We start from the raw sequence: 26403 nt of genomic DNA, 5'->3' as shown, positions 1-26403 counted from the left end.
CCCATGAAGTTCAGTTCGCAGACCCTGCGCACGTTCACCACCCTGCATACCTGGGTCGGCCTGGTGGCCGGCTTCGGCCTGTTCGTGGCCTTCTACGCAGGTGCGCTGACCCTGTTCCATCACGACCTGCCACTGTGGCAGACCCCGGGAGCCGCCACCGCACTGCCCGCCGGGCTGGACGATGCGCAGTACCTGCTGGAAGACGTGCTGGCTGCGCATCCGGAGGCACGCCGCCACGTCGGCATGACCTTCCCCGGCGCCGAACACCCGCAGCCGCTTGCGTACTGGCAGGCCGATGACGGCAGCTGGCGCTATGCCTGGCCCGGCCAGATCGCCGGCAGCCCCACACCACCGCAGACCGGACTGGCCGAACTGGTCAACGAGCTCCATTACAGCCTCGGCCTGCCCGTGGCCGGGATCTACGTGATGGGCATTGTCAGCCTGCTGTACGGCATGGCACTGCTCAGCGGCCTGGTGATCCATCTGCCGAAGCTGCTCGGCGACCTGTTCGCGCTGCGTCCGGGCCGCAACCTGAAGCAGCTGTGGCAGGACGCGCACAACGTGATCGGCGTGCTCAGCCTGCCTTTCCACCTGATGTTCGCGGTGACCGGTGCCCTGCTCTGCCTGGTGTTCGTGCAGATGGCCCTGCTCAACCCGTTGATCTACGACGGCAAGGCGCTGCAGGCGGTGCCGACGGCGATGGACACCGCGCCCGTGCGCGATGCCAGTGGCATTCCGGCACCGCCGGGCAGCCTGCGCGTGCTGCATGCGCGCGCGCTTGAAGTCGCCCGCGCACAGGGCGTGGCCAACTTCGAACCGGCCTACCTGAAGCTGGCCAATGCCGGCGATGCCAATGCCACCATCGAGATCACCGGCGAATCCACCGGCACGCTCGGCCCGCTTGGCGCGGTGGCGCTGGACGTGGCCACCGGCGACGTTCTGGCCTCGCAGCTGCCGGGCCAGCGCGACGCCAACCACGCCACGCTCAGCGCCGCCTACGCGCTGCACTTCGGCGAATTCGGCAACGGCGTGGTGGTCTGGCTGTACTTCCTGCTCGGCCTTGGCGGTGCGTTCCTGTTCTATTCGGGCAACCTGCTGTGGATCGAGTCGCGGCGCAAGCGTCGCCAGCCGCAGCAGCCGCGCGCCGGGGTGAACATGGCGCGGGCGACGGTCGGCGTGTGCATCGGCCTGTGCGTGGCGATCTCGGTCGCGTTCGTCACCGCGCTGGTGCTGGAGCGGCTGGCGCCGACAGCGGTCGATCGCGGCATCCGCTGGGCCTGCTTTGGCAGTTGGGCGGCCTGTGCGCTGTGGGCCGCGCTGCGACGCCCGGCGCAGGCCGCACGCGAGTTGCTGTGGGCGGCGGCGATCAGTACCGCGCTGGTACCGGTGCTGCACGGCGCACTCAATGGTGACTGGCTGTGGCGCGCCGCCGCGCGTGGCCACTGGCCGCTGTTCTGGGTCGACGCCATCGCGCTGGCCATGGCCTTCGGCTTTGCCCGCCTGGCAGTGGCCAGCCAGCGCCGCGCCCGCAACGGCGATCCCAACAGCGTCTGGGCCAACTGAACCTTCGCCCGGCATGCCCCGGCGCTACCTGCCATTGCGCGCAACGCCCCCTGTAGCGTCGAGCTTGCTCGACAGCTGTTGATTTCGCGCCAAGCACCGTCGAGCAAGCTCGACGCTACCCGAGCAGGATCATGCCTCGCCGGGGTAACGACTCACTTCGATCAGGTTGCCATCCGGGTCGCGGAAATACACCGATTCGATCGGCCCCAGCGCACCGGTGCGCGCAACCGGCCCCTCCTCCACTGCAACGGACTGCGCCTGCAGGTGGGACAGCACATCGACTGTCGCCATGCGCGTGACCAGGCACAGGTCGGCACTGCCCGGCGTGGGCCGCAGCGCATGCGGCTGCAGCGGGGCACTGGCCGCATGCAGATTGATCTTCTGCTGGCCGAACTGCAACGCGGTACGACCCGCGCCGAAGCGCACGACCTGCATGCCGAGCACGCGCTGGTAGAAATCACAGCTGCGGTCGATGTCGGCGACGGTGAGGACCAGGTGGTCCAGGCGTTCAAGATGGATCATGCCCGCAGCGTAACGCTGCGGGCGTGGCCATGCTGTGCGGGGTTGGGCCAATGGCGTTGCGGCATTGCGCCGGGCATCGCCTGATGCAGCTCAATCGCCGATGCGCGCCTTCTGCCACGGGCCCAGCATGGCGTTGAGCAGGCTGGCCTGTTCGTCGTCGCCGGTCAGCTCCCACATGAACACCCCGGCCAGGCCCTGCTCGCGGGCGAACTGCGCACGCAGGCCGATCGAGCGCGGGTCTTCATAGCTGATGAAGATCTTCTGCCCGGCGTTGTACAGCCACGGGCTCTGCGCCTGCGGCTGCCAGTGTTTCGTCCAACCCGGCTGATCGAGATAGCGCGCCTTGATCACCCGCCAGTCGCCGGCATCGGCCGGCGCACTGTAGGACTGGTACAGACCATCCGCTGCATCGCCGGTGACCTTGAAGCCGCGCCCGTAGAACGGTACGCCCAGCACCAGCTTCTCGGCCGGCACGCCGTGCTCGCGGTAGTACTGCACCGCGCCGGCCACGTTGTTCCAGCGCCGCAGCTCCGGGGCCAGCGGATCGGCCGGCACTTCATGCAGCGGCGCATTGAAGGTCGACACCGCAGAGAAACCGGTGCCCATGTCGTAGCTCATCAGGTTGATGAAATCGAACACCTTGGCCAACGCCGGCAGGTCGTAGCTGGCGGCCGGATCGTAGGGGCCATCGGTCTGCAGGCGACCGGCGGCCAGTGCGGCGGTCAGCAGCATCGGCTGTCGCTCCTTGCGCCCGTGCGCGTCGAGTGCCACGCGGAACGCCTGCGCGAGCCTGGTCAGATTGGCGCGATCCTGCGGGCGGTGCGCCAGCTCCTTCGGGCCGCCACTGACAGGAAATTCCCAGTCGATATCCACGCCATCGAAGCTGCCGGCATGGCGATCGAAGAACAGTGCCATGCACGAGTCGACCAGGCGCTTGCGGCTGGCCTCGGTCAGCGCTGCATCGGAGAACCCACCTGCGCCCCATCCGCCAATTGAGATCAGCGTGCGCAGATGCGGGTGCGCCTTCTTCAGCTCGGCCAGCGCCGCGAAATTCTTCGGCGCTTCGGCACCGATCGTGCAGCGCCCGTCCTCGATGGTGGAGAACGCGTAGAACAGATGGGTGAGGCGCTCGGCCGGAATGCTCGACACCGGGTAGCGCTCGGCCGAACCACCGGGGTAGTAGGCACCGAAGATCGGTGGCTGCGCGGGCGCCGCATGCACGGCAATGGGCAAGGCACCGGCAATCAGCACGGCAAGGACAGCCACGGTCTGGCGGAACATGGGATCTCCCGGTTCGAAGGCGCAGCCACGTTAGCAAACGGATGGGGCTGTGGGACGGTTGTCGCGGCATGTCGTCCAGTGGACAGGCACGCCGCATCCCTTGACGACATCGGGGCAGACATGCGATTGCCGTCATGCACTGCAGCAGGACACACACCGACGCCGGTCTCCCATGCATCGGCTAAGGTAGCCGCGGACCTCCAACCGTGCATGGACATGAGCACCGACCACAACGACATTGACGACGGCGACCTGCTGGACGACGAAATCCTCGACGAACACCAGGCACTGGAGGCACGCGCCTACGCCGTTTTCCGCGAGGGCGACCTGCAGCAGGCAGTGGCTCTGTTCGGCGAGCTGATCGCACTCGCTCCCGAAGTGCCGTATCTGCATTACATGCGCGGATTGGCGCACAAATACCTGCGCGACTGGGCTGCCTCGCTGCAGGACAACCGGCAATCAGAACAGCTGCGCGGCGAGTTCGATGAAGCCACCGCGTGGAATGCCGGTATCGCCGCCACCGGCGCCGGTGACTGGGCCGAAGCGCGCCGCCAATGGGCCCGCTGTGGCATCACCCTGCCCGAGGGCGAAGGTCCGATCGAGGGCAACTTCGGCGTGGCCTGTGTGCGCTTGGCACCGTGGTCCGATGCCGAAGTGGTGTATATGAGCCGCATTGATCCGGTGCGTGCACGCATCGACAACGTACCGCTGCCCGAAAGCGGCTTCCGCTTCGGCGACATCGTGCTGCACGACGGCGCATCAACCGGCCATCGCACCTACGGCGAGCGCCAGGTGCCGGTGTTCAACGCGATACAGCGCCTGCAGGCATCGGACATGACGACCTTCACCGTGTTCGTGCAGTGTGATTCGGCCGATGACATCGCTGCCCTGGAGGCCATCACGCTGCCAGGCATCGGCATGGTCGAGGACTGGACGGCCACCGTGCGCCGGCTGTGCCGCCGCTGCAGCTACGGCACGCCGCACCAGCATGGTGATGAGGCGCCAGATGAAGACCAATGGAGACGCGAACGTGACCTCGGCGTGGCCGCACAGGGCCGGGCTGCGGTGGAAAAGCTCATGGCGGTGTGGGGCGCTGCAGCCCCCAGCCGGGTGCTGGAGGCCATCGAACAGCGCGAGCACCCGATGAGCGCCCCGGAGCCAGGCCAGGTCTGGTGGCTGGGGGAGGACGAAGAAGGCGCGTAAGTGCAAGGACCAACGGTCCTCATCCACAGGATTCCAGGCAAAGAAAAAGCGGGCCGAAGCCCGCTTTTTCATTTGCGAAAGCGTGAGGACCAACGGTCCTCACCCACCGCACAATCAGCAATACCGATTATTCGGCGCTGGCGGCGTCGCCTTCTTCCACGGCCTTCATCGACAGGCGGATACGGCCCTGCTTGTCGACTTCCAGCACCTTGACCTTGACCACATCGCCTTCCTTCAGCACGTCGCCGACCTTCTCGACGCGATCGCTGGAGATCTGCGACACGTGGACCAGACCGTCCTTGCCCGGCAGGATGGTGACGAACGCACCGAAGTCCATGATCTTGGCGACCTTGCCTTCATAGATGCGGCCCGGTTCGACGTCCGAGGTGATCTGCTCGATGCGGGCCTTGGCGGCCTGCGCAGCGATGGCGTTGACCGAAGCGATGACGATGGTGCCGTCGTCCTGGATGTCGATCTGGGTGCCGGTTTCCTTGGTGATGGCCTGGATGGTCGAACCACCCTTGCCGATCACTTCGCGGATCTTGTCCGGGTGGATCTTGATGGTCAGCAGGCGCGGCGCGTAGTCCGACAGCTCTTCACGCGGAGCGGTCAGGCCGTGGGCCATTTCGCCCAGGATGTGCAGACGGCCAGCCTTCGCCTGCTGCAGGGCCTGCTTCATGATCTCTTCGGTGATGCCTTCGATCTTGATGTCCATCTGCAGGGCGGAAATGCCCTCAGCGGTACCGGCGACCTTGAAGTCCATGTCGCCCAGGTGATCTTCGTCACCCAGGATGTCGGACAGGACGACGAAGCGCTCGCCTTCCTTGACCAGGCCCATGGCGATACCGGCCACCGGAGCCTTCACCGGCACGCCGGCGTCCATCAGGGCCAGCGACGAGCCGCAGACCGAGGCCATCGACGAGGAACCGTTCGACTCGGTGATTTCCGAGACGACGCGGATGGTGTACGGGAAGGCTTCCAGCGACGGCATGACAGCCAGCACGCCGCGCTTGGCCAGGCGACCGTGGCCGATTTCGCGGCGCTTCGGGCCCATCATGCGGCCGCACTCACCCACCGAGAACGGGGGGAAGTTGTAGTGGAACAGGAAGTTTTCCTTGTACTCACCGGCAACGGCGTCGATGACCTGACCGTCACGGGCGGTGCCCAGGGTGATGGTCACGATGGCCTGGGTTTCGCCACGGGTGAACAGCGAGGAACCGTGGGTACGCGGCAGCACGCCGGTCTTCACGGCGATCGGGCGGACGGTGTCCAGCGCACGGCCGTCGATACGGACCTTGGTGTCCAGCACCGAGTCACGCATGGTGCGGTATTCCAGCTCGCCGAATTCCTTCGACAGCTCGGCCGGGTTCCAGCCTTCGGCGGCCACGCGGCCAGCCAGGGTTTCGAACACGTCCTTCTTGATTGCCGAGATGGCGTCACGGCGCTGCAGCTTGTCACGCACCTGGAAGGCTTCGCCCAGGCGCGGGCCGATGGCTTCCTTCAGGGCGGAGATCAGCGCGTCGTTCTTGGCCGGGGCTTCCCAGGTCGACGGCTTGGTGCCGGCTTCGACGGTCAGCTCGTTGATCGCGTTGATGACCTTCTGCATTTCGCGGTGACCGAAGGTCACAGCGCCCAGCATCACTTCTTCGGACAGCAGCGCGGCTTCGGATTCAACCATCAGCACGGCGTTGGAGGTACCGGCGACGACCAGTTCCAGCTGCGAGTCAGCCAGTTCGCTGACGGTCGGGTTCAGGATGTACTCGCCGTTCTTGTAACCGACCTTGGCAGCGCCGATCGGACCCATGAACGGGGTGCCGGCCAGGGCCAGGGCAGCCGAGGCACCGATCAGGGCCGGGATGTCGCCGTCCACGTCCGGGTTCAACGACATGACCGTGGCGATGATCTGCACTTCGTTCTTGTAGTCTTCCGGGAACAGCGGACGGATCGGACGGTCGATCAGACGCGAGATCAGGGTTTCCTTCTCGGTCGCACGGCCTTCACGCTTGAAGAAACCACCCGGGATACGGCCGCCGGCGTAGAACTTTTCCTGATAATCGACGGTCAGCGGGAAGAAGTCCTGGCCTTCGCGCGCGCTCTTGGCGGCGACGGCGGTGACCAGCAGTACGGTGTCGTCCATCTTGACGATGACGGCGCCGCTGGCCTGACGGGCAACTTCGCCGGTCTCAAGCGTGACGGTGTGCTTGCCGTACTGGAAGGTTTTGGTGATTTTTGCCACGGAGGGTGTCCTTGGGGATGCTGTCTGCGAATTTGGACCGTCGGCGACCCTTGCCGCCAGCGGGTGGCCGGATCGTTCCGGCCTGAATCGGGGATTGCGGTACTACAAAACAAAACCGCGGCGCATCGCTGCGCCGCGGGGGATTCGTTGCTTAGCGACGCAGGCCAAGCTTCTCGATCAGGGCCTTGTAGCGCTCGACGTCCTTCTTCTTCAGGTAGTCGAGCAGGCTGCGACGGCGGTTGACCATCTGCAGCAGGCCGCGGCGGCTGTGGTGGTCCTTCTTGTGGGTCTTGAAGTGGCCGGTCAGCAGTTCGATGCGGGCGGTCAGCAGCGCAACCTGGACTTCCGGGGAGCCGGTGTCAGCCGAGCTGCGCTTGTTGTCTTCAATGACCTTCTGGGTGTCGATCGACATTTCTTTTTCTCTGTGATGCGTGGCCGGCAGGAACGCGCTTCGCGCACCGCCAGGCTCGCCGTGGACTACGAGGATGAAACCTGCGCCAGGCAGGCTGCCGGAAAACGGCCGCGAAATTGTAACGGTCGGGGGCTTCCGGGACAAGGACCGGGGCTGAACCGCCCGGGCCCGGTCAGAGGTTGAAACGACGCTGCGGGGCCAGCAGGCCGCTTTCGTCGACCTGGCCCAGGCCCTGGACAGCGTCGTCCGGACCAAACACCGCCACCAGGCCACGCGGCCAGGACAGATCGCGCTGGCGCTGGCCGACGCAGAAGCGGTGGGCCTGGTCGGCATCCAGGTCGACCCGCGGGTACTCGGCCAGGCCGGCCGCCAGCGGCAGCAGCAGCGCGTCCATGCCCGCCTCGTCACCCGCCTCGACCATCGCCCGCAACTGGTCCAGGGTGACCATCACCGGCTCACGGAACGGCTCGACCCAGAGCCGACGCAGTGCGCTGATGTGGGCACCACAGCCCAGCGCCTCGCCCAGGTCGCGGGCCAGGCTGCGGATGTAGGTGCCGGAGCCGCAGGTCACGCGCAGCCGCAACCGTTCCGGCTGCTGCTCCAGCACCTCGATGGCGTGTACCTGCACCTCGCGTTCGGGCGCTTCGATGACATCGCCGCGGCGGGCCTTCACATACAGCGGCTCACCGCCCTGCTTCAGCGCCGAATAGATCGGGGCACGCTGGCGGATGTTGCCGGTCAGCGCCGCCAGTGCGGCCTGCAGCGCTTCGGCACTGATGGCCGGCACCGGGCGCTGCAGCAGCACCTGGCCTTCGGCATCGTCGGTATCGGTGGTCTGGCCCAGCACGATCTCGGCGTCGTAGGCCTTGGCCGAGCCGAGCAGCAGGCCGGCGATCTTGGTTGCCTCGCCGAAGCACAGCGGCAGCAGGCCGGTGGCCAGCGGGTCAAGGCTGCCGGTGTGCCCCCCTTTCTCGGCGCGGAACAGGCGGCGGGCTACCTGCAGGGCGGCGTTGGAACTCATGCCGGTCGACTTGTCGAGCAGCAGGATGCCATCCAGGCGGCGGAACTGAATTCGGGTCATGGCAGAATTTTGTAGGGTCGAGCCATGCTCGACTGCCGCAGCGCGGTCTGCATCAGACATCGCGCAGCCGGAATGCAACAACGCCGGGCATACCCGGCGCCACGCGGTTATTCTTCGTCGCTCTCGCGACGCTTCTCCGCGGCCAGCGTATCGGGCAGGTCGCGCAGGATGTTGTCGATGTGCTCACCACGGTCGACCGAGTCGTCGTAGTGGAAATGCAGCTCCGGCACGTGGCGCAGCTTCATCGCGCGTGCCAGGTCCATGCGCAGGCGGTAGCCCAGCTCCTTCAGGCCGGCCACGGCTTCGGCCGAACGTTCCGGCATCAGCGCGGTGACGAACACCTTGGCATGGGCCATGTCGCGGGTGATTTCCACGTCGGACACGCTCACCGAGGGCAACCCGTGCTCGCGCACGGCGTTGTGCACCAGGGTGCCGAGTTCACGGCGCAGCTGGGCGGAGACACGGTCGGTTCGATGGAAAGTCTTGGGCACGAGGAGCTCTTCGTTCAGTTGTCGCCCGACCAACGGTCGGGCGCTACCTTTGATTCGATTGTCGCCCGACCAACCGTCGGGCGCTACAGGTCCATGGTGGGGCCCGACCGTTGGTCGGGCCACCTTGCAGCATTACAGGGTGCGCGGCACTTCGATACGCTCGAAGCACTCGATCTGGTCACCCGGCTTGACGTCGTTGTAGGCCTTCACCGCGATACCGCACTCGGTACCGTTGCGGACTTCCTCGACGTTCTCCTTGAAGCGACGCAGCGATTCCAGCTCGCCCTCGAAGATCACCACGCTGTCGCGCAGCACGCGGATCGGCTTGTTGCGCCTGACCACGCCCTCGATGACCATCGAGCCGGCAACGGCGCCCAGCTTGGAGCTGCGGAACACGTCGCGGACCTCGGCGATACCGATGATCTCTTCGCGGATCTCCACGCCCAGCAGACCGGAGGCCACCTGCTTCACCTGATCGATCACGTCATAGATGATCGAGAAGTAGCGCAGGTCCACGCCGTTGGATTCGATGATGCGACGGGCCGAAGCATCCGCACGCACGTTGAAGCCGATGACGGTGGCCTTCGAAGCGGCCGCCGAGTTGGCGTCCGATTCGGTGATGCCGCCCACGCCGGAGTGGATCACGTTGATGCGGATGTCTTCGTTGGACAGCGCCACCAGCGCCTGGCTGAGGGCCTGCACCGAACCCTGCACGTCGGCCTTGATGACCAGGTTGAGGACCTGCTGGCCCTCGCCCTTGCCCAGGGTCGCCATGATGTCTTCCATGCGGCTGCCGGCGGTGGCGACCAGGCGCGATTCACGGCGCTTGGTCTCACGCTGCTGGGCAACGTCCTTGGCCAGGCGCTCGTCCTCGACCACCACGAAGTCGTCACCGGCTTCCGGCACGCCGGACAGGCCCAGGACCTGCACCGGGATGGACGGGCCGGCGAATTCCGGCTGCTTGCCGGTTTCGTCGAACAGCGCACGCACGCGGCCGTACTGGATGCCGCACACCAGGTAGTCGCCCTTCTTCAGGCGGCCCTGCTGCACCAGCACGGTAGCGACCGGGCCGCGGCCCTTGTCCAGCGACGATTCGATCACCACGCCCGAGGCGCGGCCTTCGTCGACGGCCTTCAGTTCCAGCAGTTCGGCCTGGATCGAGATGGCGTCCAGCAGGTCGTCGATGCCCAGGCCGGTCTTGGCCGAGATCTCCACCATCTGGGTGTCACCACCGAAATCTTCGGCCACGACCTGCTCGGACAGCAGTTCGTTCTTGACCCGCATCGGGTCGGCGTCGGACTTGTCGATCTTGTTGATCGCCACGATCAGCGGCACACCCGCCGAACGGGCGTGCTGGATCGCTTCCTTGGTCTGCGGCATGACGCCGTCATCGGCGGCCACGACCAGCACCACGATATCGGTCAGCTTGGCGCCGCGGGCACGCATCGAGGTGAAGGCAGCATGGCCCGGGGTATCCAGGAAGCTGATCACGCCCTTCGGCGTATCAACGTGGTAAGCACCGATGTGCTGGGTGATGCCGCCGGCTTCGCCGGTGGCGACCTTGGTGCGGCGGATGTAATCCAGCAGCGAGGTCTTGCCGTGGTCGACGTGGCCCATGATGGTGACCACCGGCGGACGCTGGGTGGCTTCGCCCTGGTTTTCACCGGTCGAGGCCAGCAGTGCGTCTTCGGCGTCGTTGTCGTTGGCACGGATCGCCTTGTGGCCGAGTTCTTCGGTCACCAGCGCGGCGGTGTCGTGGTCGATGGACTGGGTGATGGTGGCCATCACGCCCATCTTGAACAGCGCCTTGACCACCTCGCCGCCCTTCAGCGCGAGCTTCTGCGCCAGGTCGGCCACGGTGATCGTGTCGCCGATCGCCACTTCACGCACCACCGGTGCGGTCGGACGCTCGAAGGCGTGCGGGCCGGCATTGTTGCCACCGCGCGACATGTCGCGACGGCCACCGGCCTGGTTACGGCCGCCCGGCCGACCACGGGTGTTGCTGTTGTTGCTGTTGCCACGACGCGCACGGTCGGCAGCCGACAGGTGCATCTGGCCGGCGAAACGGTCGCCCGGGCCACGCTCGTTGCGCGGCGCGCTGCGGTTGTTGCGGTCGTCGTTGCGCGGCGGCGGCGGCGCACTGCGCGGCGCAGCCGGAGCGGCGGCCGGCGTGCGCGGCGGACGCGGCGCGGTTTCATCGATCGGAGCGCGCTTGGGCTTGGTGGCAGCCAGTGCCTCGGCAGCCTTGGCGGCGGCCGCAGCTTCCTCGGCAGCCTTCTTCTCGGCCTCTGCGCGTTCCTTGGCCGCAATCTCTTCCTCACGGGCACGGACGATGGCTTCGTCGCGCAGACGATCCTTCTCGGCCAGGGCCTGCTGTTCGGCGAGGTTGCGGGCGCGCGACTCTTCCAGCTTGCGCAGGATGTCGGCGCGCTCTTCGTCCGGCGTCATGGCGCGCGCACCATCCTTGACGTAGGTGCGCTTCTGGCGCACCTCGACATTCACGGTCGTCTTGCTGCGACCGGAATTGACCGTCACTTCCTGCTGCTTCCGGCGGTTGAGCGTGATCTTCTTTGCAGACTGATCGCTCTCTTCCGGGGCCTGCTCGGGCTTGCCGTGCGAACGACGAAGGAAGCCCAGGAGCTTCACCTTCTCGGAGCTGGTCACGACCTGGTCGGGACCGCTGAACTTCATGCCGGCACCGGCCAGCTGTTCCAGCAGTTTTTCGACCGGCGTGTTGACCAGTTCGGCAAGCTTGCGGATGGTGGTTTGCTGCGACATTCGGATCCTATGATCTTGTGGGCGCCCCCCCGCATCTGGAGGTGGCGCGGATTCTACGCCCTGAGCGGCTCAGGGCCCTGTTCATTGCCGGCTCATTCGCCGCGTTCCAGTCGGGCGATCTCTTCGGCACGGGCGGCCAGGATCAGCGCAGCGGCGCGCGCCTGATCCAGTCCTTCGATGCCAAAGTCCATGACCTCGTCGGCGGCCAGGTCGGACAGGTCCTCGCTGGTACGCACGCCGTGGCCGGCCAGCGCATATGCGGTGGCTTCGTCCATGCCCTTCAGGGACAGCAGGTCCTGCGCCGGCTGGCCGTCTTCAAGGCCTTCTTCGACTGCCAGGGCCTCATTGAGCAGCGCATCGCGGGCACGAGCGCGCAGCTCTTCGACGATGTCTTCGTCGAAACCTTCCACGGCCAGCAGTTCGCCGACCGGGACATATGCGATTTCCTCGACGGTGCCGAAGCCTTCGCTGACCAGGATGCCGGCGATTTCCTCGTCCACTTCCAGCTTGTCCATGAACAGCTGGCGGGCCGAAGCCTGCTCGGCCTCCGACTTGGCGGTGACCTGGTCCTGGGTCATCACGTTGAGCTGCCAGCCGGTCAGGCGGCTGGCCAGGCGCACGTTCTGGCCGCCCTTGCCGATCGCCTGGGCCAGGCGGTCTTCGGCAACGGCCAGGTCCATCGAGTGCTTGTCTTCATCGACGATGATCGACTGCACTTCGGCCGGCGCCATCGCGTTGATGACGAAGTTGGCCGGGTTGTCGTTCCACAGCACGATGTCCACGCGCTCGCCATTGAGCTCGTTGGACACGGCCTGCACGCGCGAACCGCGCATGCCGATGCAGGCACCGATCGGATCGGTGCGCTGGTCGTGGGCGAGCACGGCGATCTTGGCGCGGTCGCCCGGATCACGGGCGCAGGCCTTGATTTCCACCAGGCCCTGGCCGACTTCCGGCACTTCCAGCTTGAACAGCTCGATCATGAATTCCGGGGCGGCGCGGCTGATGAACAGCTGCGGGCCACGGGGTTCCGAACGGACTTCGGCCAGGTAGCCGCGCACGCGGTCACCAGCGCGCAGCACGTCGCGCGGAATGCCCTTGTCCTTCGGAATGAAGCCTTCGGCATTGCCACCGAGGTCGACATAGATGTTGCCGCGCTCGGCGCGCTTGACCACACCGGTGATCAGTTCGCCGACGCGATCCTTCCACGCATCCACGACCTGCTGGCGCTCGGCTTCGCGCACGCGCTGGACGATGACCTGCTTGGCGGCCTGGGCGGCGATGCGGCCGAAGTCCGGGTTCTCGATCTGCTCTTCGATGTAGTCGCCGACGTCCACGCCTTCGGCTTCGTCGACGGCGTCCATCAGGCGGATCTGGCGGTCCGGCGATTCCATGACCACGTCGTCGGCCACCACTTCCCAGCGGCGGAAGGTTTCGTAGCTGCCATCCTTGTGGTCGATGACCACGCGGGTCAGCACTTCCTCGTCGGGATAGCGCTTCTTCGCTGCCGAGGCCAGGGCGGCCTCGATGGCATCGAAGATCACTTCACGCGGCACGCCCTTCTCGTTGGCGACCGCGTCGACTACCAGCAACAGTTCCTTGCTCATTGGCTCACTCCGCGCGCGGCTTCTTTGCCGCCGGCTCGTTGGAAGAAGAATTCGTGTTCGGCTTCGGACGCTTCGGCGCCGGACCGGTCGGCTTGCTCGGGGCCAGCCCCAGCGCCACCCAGTCGGGCATGATCCGTGCCTTGTCGATGTTGTCGGCCGACACCACCACTTCGGTCTTGTCGACGATGAAGGTGATGGTGCCTGCGGCCTCGTCGGTTGCCTCGATACGGCCCTGCAGGCGACGACGGTTGTCCTGCGGCAGCTTCAGCGTGACCTTGGCCGATTCGCCCTGGTGGCGAGCGAACTGCTCCAGGTTGAACAGCGGGCGATCCACGCCCGGCGAGGACACTTCCAGCGTGTAATTGCCGCTGATGGGGTCTTCGACGTCCAGCTGCGCCGACACTTCGCGGCTGACCCGCTCACAGTCGTCGACATTGATGATGCGCTCGGGCTGTTCAGCCAGCGGCACGTCGATGTAAAGGCGCAGGGTCGCACCGCCGGGGGCCGGCAGATACTCAACGCCCAGCAGCTCCAGGCCCAGCGACACAACGGTCGGGGCGAGCAGATTCGCGATGTCGGTTGCCTTGTCGCTCACAGCCTGCCTTGATCTCTTGGTTGGGTGCCGGCCTTGGCCGGCGTGAAAACATGACGCCCCGGAAACGACAAAGGGCCCGCTGGGCCCCTTTTCCGGAAAGACTCCGGTGACTGGATTCCGGTTGCAACCTGCAGTGCCTGCCGGTTGCGGCCCTCCTTCCGGGTCCGGACTCCCGCCGGGAGGCCGCCTTCAGGGGTACTGCTAGGCCGCTGATGATAGCGGCTGCACCGCGCTGGTGCAAGGTGCGGACCTGGGGTCAGATCCCTTTCCCGCGGAAAAGGGATCTGACCCCGATCACGCAGAAACGACGCAGCCACCCAAAGAAAAACGCCTTCGAAGCAGGACTTCGAAGGCGATCTCTTTACTTGGTAGCGGGGGCAGGATTTGAACCTGCGACCTTCGGGTTATGAGCCCGACGAGCTGCCAGACTGCTCCACCCCGCATCAGAAGCGGAATTATGAGCTTTGGCTCCAAAAAATGCAAGCTTTCCCTCATTCATCAAACCGGTTGGCGCCGATCTGAAGTTGGTAGCGGGGGCAGGATTTGAACCTGCGACCTTCGGGTTATGAGCCCGACGAGCTGCCAGACTGCTCCACCCCGCACCGGAAGTGTTTGAACTGCTGCCCTGCTCGCTTTCGAGGAGGGCTACCGCAACGATGTTCTGGCTGAACCGCTGCAGTGACAACTCAGGCTGCGCATATTACACGAATCGCGCAGCTTTGTGTCAACTTTTATGCAAGATGCGCAAATGCCTGCTGGCACCAGACCATGATCGGGTTCCAGGCCAGGCCCAGCGCCAGCAGCGCCAGCGCGTTCACGCCCAGCACCAGGCCCAGCACGCGGTCGTTGCTGCGCGGCATGGCCTCGCCCACCGGCTCATCGAAGTACATGACCTTGATGACGCGCAGGTAGTAGAAGCAGCCGACCACGGCACACAGCACGCCGAGGATGGCCAGCCACAGCAGGCCCCCGTTGACGGCCGCGCCCAGCACCGCCAGCTTGGTCCAGAAGCCCAGGAACGGCGGAATGCCGGCCAGCGACGCCATGATGCACAGCACCAGGCCGGCCATCCACGGGTTGCGGGCATTGAGGCCCTTGAAGTCCTCGATGTTCTCGGCTTCGAAACCGGCACGCGACAGCGCGATGATCGCGCCGAAGGCGGCGGTGGACATGATGGCGTAGGCCAGTGCGTAGAACAGCGCGGCGGCATAGCCCTGCGCGCCACCACCGGCGATGCCCATCAGCAGGAAGCCGATGTGCGAGACGGTGGAGAACGCCAGCATGCGCTTGAGGTTGCTCTGCGCGATGGCCATCAGGTTGCCGATGACCAGCGAGACCGCGGCCAGGCCGGCGATCAGCAGCTGCAGTTCGGTCGACAGCGGACCCACGCCCATTTCCAGCAGGCGGTAGGCCATGCCGAAGGCGGCCAGCTTCGGCGCCGAGCTGATGAACAGTGCGATCGGTGCCGGGGCACCCTGGTACACGTCCGGCAGCCACATGTGGAACGGTGCGGCGCCCAGCTTGAAGGCGACGCCGGCGATCATGAACACCGCACCGGTGATCAGCAGCACGCGCTCTTCCGAGTGCGGGATGGCGTCACGGATGACGTCCAGGTGCAGGCTGCCGGTGGCGCCGTAGATCAGCGACATGCCGTACAGCAGCAGGCCCGAGGCCAGCGAACCCAGCACGATGTACTTCATCGCCGCTTCCGAGGCCAGACCGTTCTCACGGTTGCTGGCAACCAGTGCGTAGGAGCACAGCGCCAGCAGTTCCAGGCCCAGGTAGACCATCAGCAGGCTGCCGGCCGAGACCAGGATCATCATGCCGGCGGTGCCGAACAGGATCAGCACCGGGATCTCGCCCTGGAACAGGTTGCGGTCACGCAGGTAGCGCCAGCCGTAGACCAGGGTCAGGCCGCTGAGCAGCACGATCCCGGTCTTCATCACGTCCGCGGCGGTATCGCGCACGAACATGCCATGGAAGACCTCGCCCTGCCCGCCCACGCCGGTGGCCAGCATGAACAGCACCACGGCCAGCGCAGCGAGCGAGAACAGGTGGGTGACGATCTTGTTCCGGTTGCTGACGAACAGGTCGAGGATCATCAGGGCGAAGGCGCTGCCGATCAGCACCAGCTCGGGAGCGAGCGGTGGCAGGTCAGCGGCGGTCAATGGCAGCAGCGGCGAGGTGGTCATCATCAAATCCTGGAATTACAGCAGCTTGCTGGATGCGATCTGCATCGCCAGCTTCGCGATCGAGGGCTCCATCAGGTCGGTCAGCGGCTTGGGGTAGATGCCCAGGGCCAGCACGCCGATGGCGAACACGCCCAGCACCAGCCATTCGCGGCCGTTGATGTCCTTCAGTTCGGCCACGTGGCTGTTGGCCACTTCGCCGAAGAAGATGCGCTTGTACAGCCACAGGGTGTAGGCGGCGCCGATGATCAGGGTGGTGGCCGCGCCCAGTGCGATCCACGGATTACGCTGGAAGGCCGACAGGATGACCATGAACTCGCCGACGAAACCGCTGGTGCCCGGCAGGCCCGCATTGGCCATGAAGAACAGCATGGCGAAGGTGGCGAACCACGGCATCACGTTGACCACGCCGCCGTAATCGGCGATGCGGCGGCTGTGCATGCGGTCGTACAGCACGCCGACACAGGAGAACATCGCACCGGACACGAAGCCGTGCGAGATCATCTGCACCATGGCGCCCTGCAGGCCCAGGCGGGCAGCATCGGCGTTGCCTGCTTCACGCACCAGCCACAGGGCGATGAAGGTACCCAGGGTGACGAAGCCCATGTGCGCGATCGACGAATAGGCGATCAGCTTCTTCATGTCGTCCTGCACCAGGGCGACCAGGCCGACGTAGATCACCGCGATCAGCGACAGCGCGATCACCAGCCAGGCCCATTCCTGCGACGCGTCCGGGACGATCGGCAGGTTGAAGCGCAGGAAGCCGTAGCCACCGATCTTCAGGGCGATGGCGGCCAGGATCACCGAACCGGCGGTCGGCGCTTCCACGTGGGCGTCCGGCAGCCAGGTGTGGACCGGGAACATCGGCACCTTGACCGCGAAGGCGATCAGGAAGGCGAAGAAGATCCAGGTCTGTTCCTTGGCCGACAGCGGCAGCGCGTACAGGTCGGCCAGCTGGAAGCTGCCGCCCTTCATGTACAGGTAGATCAGCGCCACCAGCATCAGCACCGAGCCGAGGAAGGTGTACAGGAAGAACTTCAGTGCTGCGTAGATGCGGCGCGGGCCACCCCAGACACCGATGATCAGGAACATCGGGATCAGCATGGCTTCGAAGAACACGTAGAACAGCATCGCGTCCGTCGCGGCGAAGATGCCGACGGTGACGCCTTCCAGGATCAGGAAGGCCGCCACGTACTGGTTGACGCGCTTGTCGATGGCGCTCCAGGCGCCGATCAGGGCAAGCACGCTGACCAGGGTGGTCAGCAGGATCAGCGCCACGGCAATGCCGTCCACGCCCAGGTTGTAGCCGATCTTGTACGCCGGGATCCAGGCATGGGTCTCGACGAACTGCAGGCCGTCGATGCCCGCGTTGTAGCCGCTCAGCAGCGAGAGGCTTGCAACGAAGGTGAGCACCGCGACGCCCAGCGACGCCCAGCGGGCAGTCTGTGCATCACGGATCGCAAGGATCAGGGCGCCACCGATGATCGGCAGCCAGATGAGGACACTGAGTAGAGGCCAGTTCGACACGTCTTCTTATTCCGTACAGGTCATCAACGCAGGTAATGCATCAGCACGCCCAGCAGGGCAATCAGGCCGATGATCATCGCGAAGGCGTAGTGATAGAGGAAACCGGATTGGGTACGACGCAGCACGCCGGCTGCAACGTCCACAACACGTGCCGAGAGATTGACCACACCGTCGACGATGTTGCTGTCGATCCAGCGCGAGACCTTGCCCAGCTTGACGCTGCCACCGGCAAAGCCATCGATCCACAGCTTGTCGAAGCCGTACTTGTTTTCCAGCACCGAAACGATCGGGGCGAGGGTCTTGCGTGCCTTGCCCGAGAGGTCCGGCTTCCACAGGTAGAACAGCGCAGCCAGCAGGAAGCCCGCCAGGGTCAGCCAGAACGGCGGCAGCATCATGCCGTGCAGCGCGAACGCGACCGGGCCATGGAACTCTTCACCCAGGAACGCGACGGTGTTCTTGGCCGGATCGTAGAAGTCGACGATGCCGGTGAAGAACGTCTGCGCCTGGCCCTTGATCGCCTCGTGCGCATGGTTGCCGGCCCAGTCGGTGCCGTGCAGCATCGGACCGATGCTGAAGAAACCGATGGCGATCGACGGGATGGCCAGCAGGATCAGCGGCAGGGTCACCACCCACGGGGTTTCATGCGGTTCATGCGGACCGTGGCCATGGCCGTGGTCGTCATGGGCATCGCCATGGTGGGCATCGGCGGCGTGGTGATCGTCATGGCCGTGGCCATGATCGTCGTGCGCGTCGCGGAAACGCTCCTTGCCGTGGAAGGTCATGAACAGCAGGCGGAAGCTGTAGAAGCTGGTCACCAGCACGCCACCCAGCACCGCCCAGTAGCCATAGGTGGCCACCCAGCTGTTCTGCATGTGGGCGTGGATCTCGGCCGCCTCGATGATCGTGTCCTTCGAGTAGAAGCCGGAGAAGAACGGCGTACCAACCAGGGCCAGCGTACCGATCCACATGGTGATGAAGGTGATCGGCATGTACTTGCGCAGGCCGCCCATCTTGCGCATGTCCTGCTCGTGGTGCATCGCGATGATGACCGAGCCGGCGCCCAGGAACAGCAGGGCCTTGAAGAAGGCGTGGGTCATCAGGTGGAACACGGCGGCCGAGTAGGCCGACACGCCCAGGGCGACGGTCATGTAGCCCAGCTGCGACAGCGTGGAGTACGCGACGACGCGCTTGATGTCGTTCTGCACGATGCCGATCAGGCCGGTGAAGAACGCGGTGGTGGCACCGATGAACAGCACGAAGTTCAGCGCCGTCTGCGACAGCTCGAACAGCGGCGACATGCGGGTGACCATGAAGATACCGGCGGTCACCATCGTCGCGGCGTGGATCAGTGCCGAGATCGGGGTCGGGCCTTCCATCGAGTCCGGCAGCCACACGTGCAGCGGGACCTGGGCCGACTTGCCCATGGCGCCGATGAACAGGCAGATGCAGATGACGGTGGCGATCGACCAGATCACCGGCTCGTTCAGCAGCTGCATGCCCAGGAGCGTGCCGTCCCAGATCTGCAGCTGGGCGCGCGGGTCAGCCAGCATGCCGGCCTGCGAGAACACCTGCGAATAGTCCAGGGTGCCGAACACCCACAGCACGCCGGCGATGCCCAGCAGGAAGCCGAAGTCACCGACGCGGTTGACCAGGAACGCCTTCATGTTGGCGAAGATCGCGGTCGGGCGCTTGAACCAGAAGCCGATCAGCAGGTACGACACCAGGCCCACCGCTTCCCAGCCGAAGAACAGCTGCAGGAAGTTGTTGCTCATCACCAGGGTGAGCATCGAGAAGGTGAACAGCGAGATGTAGCTGAAGAACCGCTGGTAGCCCGGGTCGTCCTGCATGTAGCCGATCGTGTAGATGTGGACCAGCAGCGACACGAAGGTCACCACCACCATCATCATCGCGGTCAGCTTGTCGACCATGAAGCCGACGTGCGCCGAATACTGGCCGACTTCGAAGAACGTGTAGATGTTCTGGTTGAACGGCTGCGCGCCGCCCCACATCAGCTGGTAGAACGTGTACATCGACAGGCCGCAGGCTACCGCGACGCCGAGGATGGTGATGGTCTGCGCGCCGAAGCGCTTGACCTGGCGACCGAACAGGCCGGCGATGATGCTGCCGAACAGCGGTGCAAGCACCACTGCGATCAACAGACTCTTGGAGAGAGTGATTTCCATCTGTGGATCAGCCCTTCAACGAATCGACTTCGCCGACATTGATCGTGCGGCGGGTACGGAACAGGGTCACCAGGATCGCCAGGCCGATGGCGGCTTCCGCGGCGGCGACGGTCAGGATGAAGAACACGAACAGCTGGCCGGACGGATCGCCCAGCTGACGCGAGAAGCCGACGAAATTGATGTTCACCGACAGCAGCATCAGCTCGATCGACATCAGCAGGACGATGACGTTCTTCCGGTTGAGGAAGATGCCGGCCAGGCTGATGGCGAACAGCACCGCGCCAAGCGCAAGCATGTGGCCAAGGGTAATCACGGCTGGGTCTCCTCGCCGGCGGCCGGCTTGCTGTTGCTGTGCACGACCGGTGCTTCGGCGCCCATCTTGACCATGCGCAGGCGCTGGCCGGCCTTGACCATGGTCTGCTCACCCGGGTTCTGGCTCTTCACGCCGGTACGGCGACGCAGGGTCAGCATCACGGCGGCGACCACGGCCACGGTCAGGATGACGGCGGCGAACTCGAACGGCAGCAGGTATTCGGTGAACAGCGTGCGCGCCAGCCAGGTGACGTTGGAGCTGTCGGCAGCGACCGCAGCGGCGTTGTCGGCCGGGAACGGAGTGACCGCCCTGCCCTTCACGCCGATCAGGATCAGCATCTGCACCAGCATCGCCACTGCCACGATCAGGCCGACCGGCAGGTAGCGCACCCAGCCCTCACGCATCTTGGTGGGATCGATGTCCAGCATCATCACCACGAACAGGAACAGCACCATCACCGCGCCGACGTAGACCAGCACCAGCGCCACGCCGAGGAACTCGGCGCCCACCAGCAGCCACACGCAGGCAATGGAGAAGAAGGTCAGCACCAGGCACAGCACTGCATGCACCGGGTTGCGCACGCTGATCACCGCACCGGCCGAAACCGTTGCCGCGATGGCGAACACCCAGAAAGCGATATTTACCCAATCCATCTCTCGACCTCAGCGGTAAGCGGCATCGGCGGCACGACGCTCGGCGATCTCGTTTTCGAGACGATCGCCAAGGGCCAGCAGCTGCGGCTTGGTAACGATGTTTTCGCCACGGTTCTCGAAGTGGTACTCGAGGATGTGGGTTTCGACGATCGAGTCCACCGGGCAGCTTTCTTCGCAGAAGCCGCAGAAGATGCACTTGAACAGGTCGATGTCGTAGCGGGTGGTGCGGCGGGTGCCGTCCTCGCGCTTGGCCGAGTCGATGGTGATGGCCAGGGCCGGGCACACCGCTTCGCACAGCTTGCAGGCAATGCAGCGCTCTTCGCCGTTGGGGTAACGGCGCAGCGCGTGCAGGCCACGGAAGCGCGGCGACTGCGGGAACTTCTCCATCGGGTACATCATCGTGTACTTCGGCTTGAAGCTGTACTTCAGCGTCAGCCAGAGGCCCGCCAGCAGTTCGAGCAGCAGCAGGCTCTTGAAGTAATGGGTAATCCTGTTCATCACTTTAGACGCCCTTTTGAATCACGCCGAAGAACACCATGACGGCGGTAACCGCGATCCACAGAATGGCCAGCGGGATGAAGACCTTCCAGCCCAGGCGCATGATCTGGTCGTAGCGGAAGCGCGGGAAGCTGGCACGGAACCAGATGTAGGCACTGGCGAAGAAGAACACCTTGACGAACAGCCACGGTGCACCGCCCTTCCAGATCCAGTCGACCAGCGGCGAGACATCGCCGAAGTTGACCCAGCCCTGGACCGGGCTCAGCCAGCCGCCGAGGAAGAAGATCGAGATCAGGAAGCTGATCAGGATCATGTTCGCGTATTCGGCCAGGAAGAACAGCGCGAAGGCACCGCCGGAGTATTCGACCATGTGGCCGGCGACGATTTCCGATTCGCCTTCCACCACGTCGAACGGCGCGCGGTTGGTTTCAGCCACGCCCGACACCCAGTAGATGACGAACAGCGGGAACAGCGGCAGCAGGAACCAGTCGAAGAAGCCGGAGCTGCCGGCCTGCGCCATCACGATATTGCTCAGGTTCAGGCTGCCAGCGGCGATCATCACGCCGACCAGGGCGAAGCCCATGGCGATTTCGTAGCTGATCATCTGCGCCGAGGCGCGCATGGCACCCAGGAACGCGTACTTCGAGTTGGACGCCCAACCGGCCAGGATGATGCCGTAGATGCCCAGCGAGGTCATCGCCAGCAGGTACAGCAGGCCGGCGTTGGCATTGGACAGCACGATCTGCGAATCGAAGGGGACCACCGACCAGGCCGCGAAGGCCGGGGCCAGGGTGATCAGCGGTGCCAGCAGGTAGATCGCCTTGTTGGCGCTGCTCGGCTGGACCACTTCCTTGAACAGCAGCTTGAAGACGTCGGCGAAGGCCTGGAAGATGCCCATGCCCACGTACATCGGGCCGTGGCGGACGTGCATCCAGCCGATCAGCTTGCGTTCCCAGACCACGTAGAAGGCCACCGAGATGATCACCGGAACGGTGATCACCAGGATCTTCAGGATGATCCAGATCAGCGCGCCGATGTCACCGAGGCCAAGCAGCCACTGGTGCAGCGGGTCGACCGCGTTCAACAGCAATTCGTTCATGCAGCCACCACCGTTACGCGAGCGGCACCCAGCGGCGCGGTCGCGCCGTGGCCCGATTCAATCCAGACCGAACCCGCAGCGACGCGGGCGTCGACCACCACCGGCAGGGTGGCCTTGCCGGCATCGGTGCCGACCTTGGCCATCTGCCCTTCCTGCAGCTGCAGGCGAGCGGCATCTTCAGCGTTCAGCACGATGCGCGGGGCGTTGTTGAGCGGATGCGACTGCAGCGCCGGGGCGCGACGGACCACCGCATCGGTGCGGTAGATCGCGGCGGTCGAAGCCACTTCCAGGCCTTCGCCGGCAATCACCGGCTGCGCCGAAGCGGCAACGGTGACCGACACCGGGGCCAGGCTGGCACGCAGGCCGGCCAGGTCGGTGAAGTCGAAACCGGCCAGCGCCATGTCGCCGCCCAGTGCGCGCAGCACGCGCCAGCCTTCACGGGCCTCGCCCGGCAGCTTGCCGCCGGCACGGGCCGACTGCTCGCGACCATCGAGGTTGGTCAGGGTGGCGTCGATTTCCGGCAGCGCACCGATCGGCAGGATGACGTCGGCGACGTCGCGGGTCGAGGCACAGGCGAACTGGCTGAAGGCCACCACCTGGGCACCGGCCAGCGCCTTGCGCGCGGCAGGTGCATCGGCGAAATCCAGGCCCGGCTCCAGGCCGTACACCACGTAGGCCTGGCGCGGCTGCGCCAGCATCGCGGCGACGTCCTTGCCGGCCGGCAGCACGCCAGCGCGGGTCAGGCCCACGGCGTTGGCGCCCTGCGGGATGCGGCACAGCTTGGCACCGGTGGCGGCGGCGAAGTCACGCGCGGCGGCGCGGATGGCGGCAGCCTGCGGGTGGTTCTCGGCGATGCCACCAACGATCAGCACGGTGTTGTTGCCGCCCTGCACGGCCGAACGCAGCTCGGCGCTGGCCAGCGCGTCGACGAACTTCGACGGTGCAACGATCTGCTTGCCGGCAATGCTGAAGGCGAAGTCGAAGTCCACCGGATTGACGACGTGGATCTTCGCGCCCTTGGTGGTCTGCGCCTTGCGCAGGCGGGCGTGCAGCAGCGGCAGTTCGTGGCGGATGTTGCTGCCCAGAACGACGATGCGGTCGGCGCCTTCGATCTCGGCCAGCGGCAGGCCGAACACTTCGGCGGTTGCAGCGTCGGAGAAATCGCGGTTGTTGATGCGGTGGTCGATGTTGCTCGAGCCCAGGCCCTTGGCCAGGCGGGCCAGCAGCGCGCCTTCCTCGTTCGAGGTGGACGGATGCACCAGCACGCCCAGGTTGTCGCCCTGGTTGGCCTTGAGGATCTCGGCGGCCGCGGCCAGGCCTTCGGCCCAGCTCACTTCCTTCCACTCACCATTGACCTTGCGCAGCGGCTTGACCGCACGGTCTTCGCTGTACAGGCCCTGGTGCGAGTAGCGGTCACGGTCGGACAGCCAGCACTCGTTCACCGCTTCGTTGTCGCGCGGCACGGTGCGCAGCACTTCGCCGCGACGCACGTGCAGGAACAGGTTCGAACCCATCGCGTCGTGGTAGCCCAGCGACTCGCGCGCGGTCAGTTCCCACGGGCGGGCGCGGAACTGGAACACCTTGTTGGTCAGTGCGCCGACCGGGCAGACGTCGACGACGTTGCCGGACAGTTCGGTGGTCAGCGGCTTGCCGTCGAAGGTACCGATCTGCAGGTTCTCACCGCGGTACATGCCACCCAGTTCGTAGGTACCGGCGACGTCGGCGGTGAAGCGGACGCAGCGGGTGCACTGGATGCAGCGGGTCATCTCGGTGGCGACCAGCGGGCCCATGTCCTCGTCCGGCACCACGCGCTTGCGCTCGTTGAAGCGGCTGACCGATCGGCCATAGCCCAGCGACACGTCCTGCAGCTCGCACTCGCCGCCCTGATCGCAGATCGGGCAGTCAAGGGGGTGGTTGATGAGCAGGAACTCCATCACCGAGCGCTGGAACTTCAGTGCCTTCTCGCTGCGGGTGGCGACCTTCATGCCATCCATCACCGGAGTGGCGCAGGCCGGCGCCGGCTTCGGCGACTTTTCCACGTCCACCAGGCACATGCGGCAGTTGGCCGCGATCGGCAGCTTCTCGTGGTAGCAGAAGCGCGGAATCGAAATGCCGGCCTTGTCGGCCGCCTGGATGATCATCGAACCCTTGGGCACGACCAGGGACTTGCCATCGATTTCGATGGTCACGTGATCCGGTGGCACGTTCGGGTTTACGGGTTGCGCGCTCATGCGGCGGCTGCCTCCACCTTCTTGCCGTCAACCATCGAATGACCGTTGACGATGTAGTACTCGAATTCGTCCCAGAACTGGCGCAGGAAGCCCTGGATGGGCCATGCAGCCGCTTCACCGAACGCACAGATGGTGTGGCCTTCGATCTGGCCGGCCACCGCCTTCAGCTGGTGCAGGTCTTCGATCGTGGCCTTGCCGGCGACGATGCGCTCCAGCACGCGGTGCATCCAGCCGGTGCCTTCACGGCACGGGGTGCACTGGCCGCAGGATTCCTTGTGGAAGAACTGGCTGATGCGGCAGGCGAACTTGACGCAGCAGACGCTGTCGTCGAGAACCACGATCGCACCCGAACCCAGGCCGGAGCCCAGTGCGCGGATGGTGTCGTAGTCCATCGGCAGGTCCTTCAGCTCGGCCGCGGTCAGCACCGGCATCGACACGCCGCCCGGGATCGCGCCCTTCAGCGTGCGGCCCGGACGCAGGCCACCGGCCATTTCCAGCAGGTCGTGGAATTTGGTGCCGAGCGGCACTTCGAAGTTGCCGCCATTCTGCACGCAGCCGGACACCGAGAAGCACTTCGGACCGCCGTTGGCGGTCAGGCTCAGGCCCTTGAACCACTCCGGACCGTTGCGGATGATCGCCGGCACCGAGCCATAGGTTTCAGTGTTGTTGATCGTCGACGGCTTGCCGTACAGGCCGAAATTGGCCGGGAACGGCGGCTTGTAGCGCGGCTGGCCCTTCTTGCCCTCCAGCGATTCCATCAGCGCGGTTTCTTCGCCGCAGATGTACGCGCCGGCGCCCAGCGCACCGTAGATGTCGATGTCCACGCCCGAGCCCATCACGTTCTTGCCCAGCCAGCCGTTCGCATAGGCGTCAGCCAGGGCCTGCTCGAAGTGCTCGAACGGCTCGTGGTGGAACTCACCGCGCAGGTAGTTGTAACCCACGGTCGAACCGGTGGCGTAGCAGGCGATCGCCATGCCTTCCACCACCGAATGCGGGTTGTAGCGCAGGATGTCGCGATCCTTGCAGGTGCCCGGCTCGGATTCGTCCGAGTTGCAGAGGATGTACTTCTGCATGTTGCCCTTCGGCATGAAGGACCACTTCAGGCCGGTCGGGAAGCCTGCGCCACCGCGGCCGCGCAGGCCCGAGGCCTTGACCATCTCGATGACCTGCTCCGGCGGGATCTTCTCTTCGAGGATCTTGCGCAGGGCGGCGTAGCCACCGGTCTTCAGGTAGCTTTCGTACGACCACGGGGTGTCGTAATGCAGGGTGGTATAGACCACCTGGTGCGGCAGCGGCGCGGGGCCGACCGGACCCTTGGATTCGTGGTGATGTGCCATGCCCTTACTCCAGCCCGTCCAGCAGCTCGTCGACCTTTTCCAGGGTCAGACGCTCATGGTAGTGACCGTTGATGACCATCATCGGCGCGCCACCGCAGCCAGCCAGGCACTCTTCCTCGCGCTTGAGGTAGACGCGGCCGTCCGGGGTCGATTCACCGTGCTTGATGCCCAGCTTCTTCTCGCAATGGCGCACGATGTCCTCGGCGCCATTGAGCCAGCAGCTGATGTTGGTGCAGATGGCCACGTTGTTGCGGCCCACCTTCTCGGTCTCGAACATCGAGTAGAAGCTGGCGACCTCGTAGGCCCACACCGGCGGCAGGTCCAGGTACTTGGCCACGCCGGCGATCAGTTCGTCGGTCAGCCAGCCCTGGTTCTGCTCCTGGGCCGCATGCAGGCCCTGCAGCACGGCAGAGCGCTTGCGGTCCGGCGGGAACTTGGACAGCCAGTGATCGATGTGAGCGCGGGTCTTGTCGCTCAGCACCACCATCGGGTCGACGTCGCGCGCCGCCTCGAAATTACCTGTCGCCTTCATCGGCCGACCTCAGCGAAATGCATAACGTGAAATTCCAGAAACTGCGGCGCCGGCTTGCGCCGGCTGCCTGCAGCG

21 protein-coding genes and 2 tRNA genes are annotated in these 26403 nt (G+C 65.4%); 2 read left to right on the top strand and 21 right to left on the bottom strand.

The features are described from left to right. Positions 1 to 3: 3 nt before the first annotated feature. Positions 4 to 1563, top strand: coding sequence for a PepSY-associated TM helix domain-containing protein (locus AC5P78_RS01315; protein ID WP_005414066.1), 1560 nt, complete (start codon positions 4 to 6; stop codon positions 1561 to 1563). A 129-nt stretch (positions 1564 to 1692) separates the two neighbouring features. Here the strand turns inward: AC5P78_RS01315 and AC5P78_RS01310 are convergent, their stop codons facing one another. After that, the gene (locus tag AC5P78_RS01310; protein ID WP_005410442.1) at positions 1693 to 2085 is read right to left on the bottom strand and encodes a VOC family protein; all 393 of its coding nucleotides are present in this window, start codon (positions 2083 to 2085) and stop codon (positions 1693 to 1695) included. A 90-nt stretch (positions 2086 to 2175) separates the two neighbouring features. After that, the gene (locus AC5P78_RS01305; RefSeq protein WP_012480874.1) at positions 2176 to 3366 is read right to left on the bottom strand and encodes a glycoside hydrolase family 18 protein; all 1191 of its coding nucleotides are present in this window, start codon (positions 3364 to 3366) and stop codon (positions 2176 to 2178) included. Positions 3367 to 3582: 216 nt separating this feature from the next. On the opposite strand from AC5P78_RS01305, the gene AC5P78_RS01300 reads away from it, so the two are divergent. Continuing rightward, positions 3583 to 4569, top strand: coding sequence for a tetratricopeptide repeat protein (locus AC5P78_RS01300; protein ID WP_223846433.1), 987 nt, complete (start codon positions 3583 to 3585; stop codon positions 4567 to 4569). Between the two features lie 127 nt (positions 4570 to 4696). Here the strand turns inward: AC5P78_RS01300 and pnp are convergent, their stop codons facing one another. The 19 genes from pnp to nuoE form a co-directional block, all read right to left on the bottom strand. Further along, complete coding sequence (gene pnp / locus AC5P78_RS01295) at positions 4697 to 6805, bottom strand: polyribonucleotide nucleotidyltransferase (protein WP_005410444.1); 2109 nt, start codon at positions 6803 to 6805, stop codon at positions 4697 to 4699. A 151-nt stretch (positions 6806 to 6956) separates the two neighbouring features. After that, positions 6957 to 7217 carry a 30S ribosomal protein S15 gene (gene rpsO, locus AC5P78_RS01290; protein ID WP_005410445.1) on the bottom strand — a complete coding sequence of 87 codons (261 nt, stop codon included), beginning with the start codon at positions 7215 to 7217 and terminating at the stop codon, positions 6957 to 6959. 172 nt (positions 7218 to 7389) lie between these two features. Beyond that, a complete protein-coding gene (truB, locus tag AC5P78_RS01285; RefSeq protein ID WP_005410446.1) occupies positions 7390 to 8298 on the bottom strand; it encodes a tRNA pseudouridine(55) synthase TruB in 909 nt (302 codons plus the stop codon). A 107-nt stretch (positions 8299 to 8405) separates the two neighbouring features. Then, entirely contained in the window at positions 8406 to 8789 is a 384-nt protein-coding gene (rbfA, locus tag AC5P78_RS01280) for a 30S ribosome-binding factor RbfA (protein ID WP_005410447.1), read from the bottom strand. A gap of 132 nt (positions 8790 to 8921) precedes the next feature. Then, positions 8922 to 11567, bottom strand: a complete 2646-nt coding sequence (infB, locus tag AC5P78_RS01275; RefSeq protein ID WP_005410448.1) for a translation initiation factor IF-2 — start codon at positions 11565 to 11567, stop codon at positions 8922 to 8924. A gap of 92 nt (positions 11568 to 11659) precedes the next feature. Then, positions 11660 to 13171 (bottom strand): transcription termination factor NusA, encoded by a 1512-nt coding sequence (gene nusA / locus AC5P78_RS01270; protein WP_005410449.1) that lies wholly within the window; start codon positions 13169 to 13171, stop codon positions 11660 to 11662. Positions 13172 to 13175: 4 nt separating this feature from the next. Continuing rightward, positions 13176 to 13766, bottom strand: a complete 591-nt coding sequence (gene rimP, locus AC5P78_RS01265) for a ribosome maturation factor RimP (RefSeq protein WP_005410450.1) — start codon at positions 13764 to 13766, stop codon at positions 13176 to 13178. A gap of 366 nt (positions 13767 to 14132) precedes the next feature. Beyond that, a tRNA-Met gene (locus AC5P78_RS01260) sits at positions 14133 to 14209 on the bottom strand. Between the two features lie 82 nt (positions 14210 to 14291). After that, a tRNA-Met gene (locus tag AC5P78_RS01255) sits at positions 14292 to 14368 on the bottom strand. Between the two features lie 129 nt (positions 14369 to 14497). Further along, positions 14498 to 15958 (bottom strand): NADH-quinone oxidoreductase subunit NuoN, encoded by a 1461-nt coding sequence (gene nuoN / locus AC5P78_RS01250; RefSeq protein WP_005410451.1) that lies wholly within the window; start codon positions 15956 to 15958, stop codon positions 14498 to 14500. Positions 15959 to 15973: 15 nt separating this feature from the next. Beyond that, entirely contained in the window at positions 15974 to 17482 is a 1509-nt protein-coding gene (locus AC5P78_RS01245; protein ID WP_005410452.1) for an NADH-quinone oxidoreductase subunit M, read from the bottom strand. Between the two features lie 23 nt (positions 17483 to 17505). Further along, the gene (gene nuoL / locus AC5P78_RS01240; protein WP_138969936.1) at positions 17506 to 19665 is read right to left on the bottom strand and encodes an NADH-quinone oxidoreductase subunit L; all 2160 of its coding nucleotides are present in this window, start codon (positions 19663 to 19665) and stop codon (positions 17506 to 17508) included. A gap of 7 nt (positions 19666 to 19672) precedes the next feature. Next, the gene (gene nuoK, locus AC5P78_RS01235) at positions 19673 to 19978 is read right to left on the bottom strand and encodes an NADH-quinone oxidoreductase subunit NuoK (protein ID WP_005410454.1); all 306 of its coding nucleotides are present in this window, start codon (positions 19976 to 19978) and stop codon (positions 19673 to 19675) included. Beyond that, positions 19975 to 20631 carry an NADH-quinone oxidoreductase subunit J gene (locus AC5P78_RS01230; protein WP_093999837.1) on the bottom strand — a complete coding sequence of 219 codons (657 nt, stop codon included), beginning with the start codon at positions 20629 to 20631 and terminating at the stop codon, positions 19975 to 19977. The genes nuoK and AC5P78_RS01230 overlap by 4 nt, the downstream gene beginning before the upstream one ends. 9 nt (positions 20632 to 20640) lie before the next feature. After that, positions 20641 to 21129 (bottom strand): NADH-quinone oxidoreductase subunit NuoI, encoded by a 489-nt coding sequence (gene nuoI / locus AC5P78_RS01225; RefSeq protein WP_005410456.1) that lies wholly within the window; start codon positions 21127 to 21129, stop codon positions 20641 to 20643. A gap of 4 nt (positions 21130 to 21133) precedes the next feature. Further along, positions 21134 to 22228, bottom strand: coding sequence for an NADH-quinone oxidoreductase subunit NuoH (nuoH, locus tag AC5P78_RS01220; RefSeq protein WP_005410457.1), 1095 nt, complete (start codon positions 22226 to 22228; stop codon positions 21134 to 21136). Further along, positions 22225 to 24459, bottom strand: coding sequence for an NADH-quinone oxidoreductase subunit NuoG (gene nuoG, locus AC5P78_RS01215; RefSeq protein WP_138969937.1), 2235 nt, complete (start codon positions 24457 to 24459; stop codon positions 22225 to 22227). Before nuoG ends, nuoH begins: the two co-directional genes overlap by 4 nt. After that, positions 24456 to 25796: an NADH-quinone oxidoreductase subunit NuoF gene (nuoF, locus tag AC5P78_RS01210; RefSeq protein WP_138969938.1), complete on the bottom strand. Its 1341-nt coding sequence runs from the start codon at positions 25794 to 25796 to the stop codon at positions 24456 to 24458. The genes nuoG and nuoF overlap by 4 nt, the downstream gene beginning before the upstream one ends. A 4-nt stretch (positions 25797 to 25800) precedes the next feature. Further along, positions 25801 to 26328 carry an NADH-quinone oxidoreductase subunit NuoE gene (gene nuoE / locus AC5P78_RS01205; protein WP_005410460.1) on the bottom strand — a complete coding sequence of 176 codons (528 nt, stop codon included), beginning with the start codon at positions 26326 to 26328 and terminating at the stop codon, positions 25801 to 25803. Between the last annotated feature and the right edge of the window lie 75 nt (positions 26329 to 26403).

The sequence above is a fragment of the Stenotrophomonas sp. YJH_SMC_133 genome (genome assembly GCF_059370655.1).
Note: the sequence above shows the minus strand (reverse complement) of the source record. Positions and strands in the feature narration are given on the sequence as shown.

Excerpts from the sequence above, each read along its gene's own strand:
- AC5P78_RS01305 (WP_012480874.1), bottom strand. The coding sequence starts at position 3,366 with ATGTTCCGCCAGACCGTGGCTGTCCTTGCCGTGCTGATTGCCGGTGCC.
- AC5P78_RS01315 (WP_005414066.1), top strand. The coding sequence starts at position 4 with ATGAAGTTCAGTTCGCAGACCCTGCGCACGTTCACCACCCTGCATACC.
- nuoN (WP_005410451.1), bottom strand. The coding sequence starts at position 15,958 with ATGACCACCTCGCCGCTGCTGCCATTGACCGCCGCTGACCTGCCACCG.
- AC5P78_RS01230 (WP_093999837.1), bottom strand. The coding sequence starts at position 20,631 with ATGGATTGGGTAAATATCGCTTTCTGGGTGTTCGCCATCGCGGCAACG.
- nuoL (WP_138969936.1), bottom strand. The coding sequence starts at position 19,665 with ATGGAAATCACTCTCTCCAAGAGTCTGTTGATCGCAGTGGTGCTTGCA.
- rpsO (WP_005410445.1), bottom strand. The coding sequence starts at position 7,217 with ATGTCGATCGACACCCAGAAGGTCATTGAAGACAACAAGCGCAGCTCG.
- nuoE (WP_005410460.1), bottom strand. The coding sequence starts at position 26,328 with ATGAAGGCGACAGGTAATTTCGAGGCGGCGCGCGACGTCGACCCGATG.
- nuoI (WP_005410456.1), bottom strand. The coding sequence starts at position 21,129 with ATGAACAGGATTACCCATTACTTCAAGAGCCTGCTGCTGCTCGAACTG.
- AC5P78_RS01310 (WP_005410442.1), bottom strand. The coding sequence starts at position 2,085 with ATGATCCATCTTGAACGCCTGGACCACCTGGTCCTCACCGTCGCCGAC.
- nuoF (WP_138969938.1), bottom strand. The coding sequence starts at position 25,796 with ATGGCACATCACCACGAATCCAAGGGTCCGGTCGGCCCCGCGCCGCTG.
- nuoH (WP_005410457.1), bottom strand. The coding sequence starts at position 22,228 with ATGAACGAATTGCTGTTGAACGCGGTCGACCCGCTGCACCAGTGGCTG.
- truB (WP_005410446.1), bottom strand. The coding sequence starts at position 8,298 with ATGACCCGAATTCAGTTCCGCCGCCTGGATGGCATCCTGCTGCTCGAC.
- infB (WP_005410448.1), bottom strand. The coding sequence starts at position 11,567 with ATGTCGCAGCAAACCACCATCCGCAAGCTTGCCGAACTGGTCAACACG.
- AC5P78_RS01300 (WP_223846433.1), top strand. The coding sequence starts at position 3,583 with ATGAGCACCGACCACAACGACATTGACGACGGCGACCTGCTGGACGAC.
- nuoG (WP_138969937.1), bottom strand. The coding sequence starts at position 24,459 with ATGAGCGCGCAACCCGTAAACCCGAACGTGCCACCGGATCACGTGACC.
- nusA (WP_005410449.1), bottom strand. The coding sequence starts at position 13,171 with ATGAGCAAGGAACTGTTGCTGGTAGTCGACGCGGTCGCCAACGAGAAG.